4 protein-coding genes are annotated in these 4,607 nt (G+C 69.2%); 2 read left to right on the plus strand and 2 right to left on the minus strand.

What is annotated here, in order from left to right:
- Window positions 1-172: 172 nt before the first annotated feature.
- Together ACFVH5_RS43945 and ACFVH5_RS43950 are read right to left on the minus strand one after the other, a co-directional pair.
- Window positions 173-1,402: a DUF349 domain-containing protein gene (locus tag ACFVH5_RS43945; protein WP_385839300.1), complete on the minus strand. Its 1,230-nt coding sequence runs from the start codon at window positions 1,400-1,402 to the stop codon at window positions 173-175.
- Between the two features lie 135 nt (window positions 1,403-1,537).
- Entirely contained in the window at window positions 1,538-2,377 is an 840-nt protein-coding gene (locus ACFVH5_RS43950; protein ID WP_384810161.1) for a peptidylprolyl isomerase, read from the minus strand.
- A gap of 181 nt (window positions 2,378-2,558) precedes the next feature.
- On the opposite strand from ACFVH5_RS43950, the gene ACFVH5_RS43955 reads away from it, so the two are divergent.
- Together ACFVH5_RS43955 and hisS are read left to right on the plus strand one after the other, a co-directional pair.
- Entirely contained in the window at window positions 2,559-3,275 is a 717-nt protein-coding gene (locus tag ACFVH5_RS43955) for an MBL fold metallo-hydrolase (protein WP_384810158.1), read from the plus strand.
- A 13-nt stretch (window positions 3,276-3,288) separates the two neighbouring features.
- Window positions 3,289-4,551, plus strand: coding sequence for a histidine--tRNA ligase (gene hisS, locus ACFVH5_RS43960; protein WP_385839301.1), 1,263 nt, complete (start codon window positions 3,289-3,291; stop codon window positions 4,549-4,551).
- The last annotated feature ends 56 nt before the right edge of the window (window positions 4,552-4,607 follow it).

Raw genomic sequence — 4,607 nt, forward strand, 5'->3', positions numbered from 1 at the left:
CCTAGCAGCCGGACACAACACAGGAGGGGCTCCCGTACGGACCGTACGGGAGCCCCTCCTGTGTTGGCGAAGAGGGCGCAGCCCTTCTTCGAGGGGCGCGGGGAACTGCGCGCCCGGCCACGACGCACCCGCAGACAACAATCCAGCCGTCCAGCGGAGCGCCCTGGCGGAGCTAGCCGCCGAACTCGTGCAGCCCCTTGAGCGCCTGCTCAAGCAGCGCCTGCCGCCCATCGAGCTCCCGCTGAAGCTTGTCGGCCCTGGCCACGTTACCGGCGGAGCGAGCCGTCTCGATCTGCCCCTGGAGCTTGTCCACCGCAGCCTGCAGCTGCCCGGTCAGACCCTCCGCACGCGCGCGTGCCTCCGGGTTCGTCCGGCGCCACTCGGTCTCCTCGGACTCCTGGAGCGCCCGCTCCACCGCGTGCATCCGCCCCTCGACCTTCGGCCGGGCGTCCCGCGGCACATGGCCGATGGCCTCCCAGCGCTCGTTGATCGAGCGGAAAGCGGCCCTGGCCGCCTTCAGATCCTGCACAGGGACGAGCTTCTCGGCCTCCTCGGCCAGCTCCTCCTTGAGCTTCAGGTTCTCCGTCTGCTCCGCGTCCCGCTCGGCGAAGACCGAGCTGCGCGCCGCGAAGAACACGTCCTGGGCGCCGCGGAAGCGGTTCCACAGGTCGTCCTCGTGCTCGCGCTGGGCGCGGCCCGCGGCCTTCCAGTCCGCCATCAGCTCGCGGTAACGGGCCGCCGTCGGACCCCAGTCGGCCGAGGCCGAGAGCGACTCGGCCTCCGCGACCAGCTTCTCCTTGGTCTTGCGGGCCTCCTCGCGCTGCGCGTCCAGCGACGCGAAGTGCGCCTTGCGCCGCTTGGAGAACGCCGAGCGCGCGTGCGAGAAGCGGTGCCACAGCTCGTCGTCGGACTTCCGGTCGAGCCTCGGCAGGCCCTTCCAGGTGTCCACGAGCGCCCGCAGCCGCTCACCGGCGGCCCGCCACTGGTCCGACTGGGCCAGTTCCTCCGCCTCGACGACCAGCGCCTCCTTGGAGTGCCGGGCCTCGTCGGACTGCTTCGCCCGCTGAGCCTTGCGCTCCTCACGACGGGCGTCGACCGTCTCGACGAGCTTGTCCAGCCGGACCTTCAGCGCGTCCAGGTCCCCGACCGCGTGGTGGGCGTCCACCTGTTCGCGGATGTGGGAGATGGCGACCTGGGCGTCCTTCGAGGACAGGTCGGTGGTCTTCACCCGTCGTTCGAGAAGGCCGATCTCCACGACCAGTCCCTCGTACTTGCGCTCGAAGTAGGCCAGTGCCTCGTCGGGAGTACCGGCCTGCCAGGAACCGACGACCTGCTCGCCGTCGGTGGTACGCACGTACACGGTGCCCGTCTCGTCGACGCGGCCCCACGGGTCGCTGCTCACAGCGCCTCCTCCACATGATGCCTGCGTGGGGCGGCATTGCCCCCGGGCATCGTCCACAGTTTCGTCACGGCCAACATAGGCGACCGGCGGGGCGGCTGTCCGCATCCCGCGCGACCGAAATTTCGCTGCCTGCGGTCAGGATTTCGTCACGGTCGCCTTGTCGATCACGACGGTCGCGTTGGGTGCGCCGTCGCCCTGGCCAGTGCTCTCGCCGGCGCCCGCGATTTTCTTCAGCACCTTCATGCCCGATTCGGAAATCGTGCCGAACGGTGTGTAGTTGGCCGGCAACTGACTGTCCTGGTAGACGAGGAAGAACTGGCTGCCGCCGCTGTTGCGGCCTTCCTTCGTCTGCGCGTTGTACTGGTTGGCCATCGCCACCGTGCCCGCCGGATAGACATCGCCCTTGAGGCGCTTGTCCTTGAGGTTCTCGTCGGGAATCGTGTAGCCGGGGCCGCCCATGCCGGTGCCCTGCGGGTCACCGCACTGGAGCACGTAGATGCCGTTCGTCGTCAGACGGTGGCACTTGGTGTGGTCCAGATAGCCCTTGCCCGTGAGGAAGCTGAACGAGTTCACGGTGTGCGGGGCCTTCGAGGCCGGCATGTCGATGTCTATCGCGCCGCAGGTCGTCTGCAGCTTCATCGTGTAGTCCGCCGACTTGTCGATGGTGATCGCCGGTTCCTTCTTGTACGTCAGCGACTTCACCTTGCCCGCGGCGGCCTTGTCACAGGGGTCCGGGGCCTTGCTGGGGGAGGCGCTCGGGGTGGCCTCCGCGGCGGCGTTCGACTTGTCGTCGTCGTCCTTCTTGAAGACCCCGGTCGCGTACGACACCACGCTGCCGACGACGATCACGCCGAGGACCGACGCGATCACCGCGTTACGAGCGTGGGCCTTGCGCCGAGCGGACGTACGCCGCTGCTGTTGCCGCAAGAACTTCTCCCGGGCGAGCTGACGCCGCCGCTGTTCCTGGGTGACCACCGGGTTATCTCCTCATGCGTCTCGTACGTCAGGTGGGACGCGTGGGTCTTGTGAGCCGACCGCCTGCGTGTGCCCCGTACCGTATATGGGTTCGCTGTGGTTCCGGCAGCGCCGGTAGGCTCTGAACCGCAGCGAAGCCATCCCCCGTGCGACATTCCGTACGGCATACCGAAGGACGAACGTGCTCATTGCCGGGTTCCCCGCCGGGGCCTGGGGCACCAACTGTTATGTGGTCGCCCCCGCCGCCGGTGAGGAGTGCGTGATCATCGACCCGGGCCACCAGGCCGCCCAGGGAGTCGAGGAAGCGCTCGCCAAGCATCGGCTCAAGCCCGTCGCCGTCGTCCTCACGCACGGCCACATCGACCATGTGGCCTCGGTGGTCCCGGTGTGCGGCGCGCACGACGTGCCCGCCTGGATCCACCCCGAGGACCGCTACATGATGAGCGACCCGGAGCGGGCGCTCGGCCGCTCGATCGGCATGCCGCTGATGGGCGAGCTGACGGTCGGCGAACCGGACGACGTACGGGAACTGACGGACGGCGCCGCGCTGAGACTCGCCGGGCTGGACTTCTCCGTCGCGCACGCGCCGGGCCATACGAAGGGGTCGGTGACGTTCCGGATGCCCGAGAGCGCGGAGATCCCCTCCGTGTTCTTCTCCGGGGATCTGCTCTTCGCCGGCTCCATCGGACGCACCGACCTGCCCGGCGGCGACATGGACGAGATGCTCGGCTCGCTGGCACGTGTGTGCCTGCCGCTCGACGACTCGACCGTGGTGCTGTCCGGCCACGGCGCCCAGACGACCATCGGCCAGGAGCGCGCCACCAACCCGTACCTGCGGCAGGTGGCGGCGCCCGGCCCCGGAGCGGACCCGACCTCCGCTCCTCGACGAGGAATGTGACGAGAGACTTCCCGTGAGCACCTTCAGGGCCCCCAAGGGCACGTACGACCTCATCCCGCCGGACAGCGCGAAGTACCTCGCCGTGCGCGAGGCGATCGCCGCTCCGCTGCGCAACTCCGGTTACGGCTACATCGAGACGCCCGGCTTCGAGAGCGTCGAGCTGTTCGCACGCGGGGTCGGTGAGTCCACCGACATCGTGACCAAGGAGATGTACGCCTTCGAGACCAAGGGTGGCGACCAGCTGGCGCTGCGCCCCGAGGGCACGGCGTCCGTGCTGCGGGCCGCCCTGGAGGCCAACCTCCACAAGCTCGGCAACCTCCCCGTCAAGCTCTGGTACTCGGGCTCCTACTACCGCTACGAGCGCCCGCAGAAGGGCCGGTACAGGCACTTCTCCCAGGTCGGCGCGGAAGCCATCGGAGCCGAGGACCCGGCGCTCGACGCCGAGCTGATCATCCTGGCCGACCAGGCGTACCGCTCGCTCGGACTGCGCGAGTTCCGGATCCTGCTCAACTCGCTCGGCGACAAGGAGTGCCGGCCCGTCTACCGCGCCGCGCTCCAGGACTTCCTGCGGGGGCTCGACCTCGACGAGGAGACCCTGCGCCGCGCCGACATCAACCCGTTGCGCGTCCTCGATGACAAGCGGGACGACGTCCAGAAGCAGCTGGTGGGCGCCCCGCTCCTGCGGGACTACCTCTGCGACGCGTGCAAGGCGTACCACGAGGAGGTGCGCGAGCTGATCACGGCCGCGGGCGTCTCCTACGAGGACGACCCCAAGCTCGTCCGGGGGCTCGACTACTACACCCGGACGACGTTCGAGTTCGTGCACGACGGGCTCGGCTCGCAGTCCGCGGTGGGGGGTGGCGGTCGCTACGACGGCCTCTCCGAGATGATCGGCGGGCCCGCGCTGCCGTCCGTCGGGTGGGCGCTGGGCGTCGACCGTACGGTCCTCGCCCTTGAGGCCGAGGGTGTCTCGCTCCAGCTTCCCTCCGCCACGAGTGTGTTCGCGGTGCCGCTCGGGGAGGAGGCCCGTCGGGTGCTCTTCGGTGTGGTGACCGAGTTGCGGCGCAACGGGGTCGCCGCGGACTTCTCGTACGGCGGGAAGGGCCTGAAGGGCGCCATGAAGAACGCCAATCGCAGTGGCGCCCGCTACACGGTCGTCGCCGGTGAGCGGGATCTCTCCGAGGGGGTCGTGCAGTTGAAGGACATGGAGTCCGGGGAACAGGTGGCGGTCGGCGTGAACGAGATCGTGGCGGAGCTGGAATCCCGGCTGGCCTAAGGGCTTTCCTCGCCCCCGCCGCCCCTACCCGTTCCCGTCACTGTGTCCTCAAACGC

Source organism: Streptomyces sp. NPDC127119 (genome assembly GCF_042677425.1).
GTDB lineage: Bacteria > Actinomycetota > Actinomycetes > Streptomycetales > Streptomycetaceae > Streptomyces.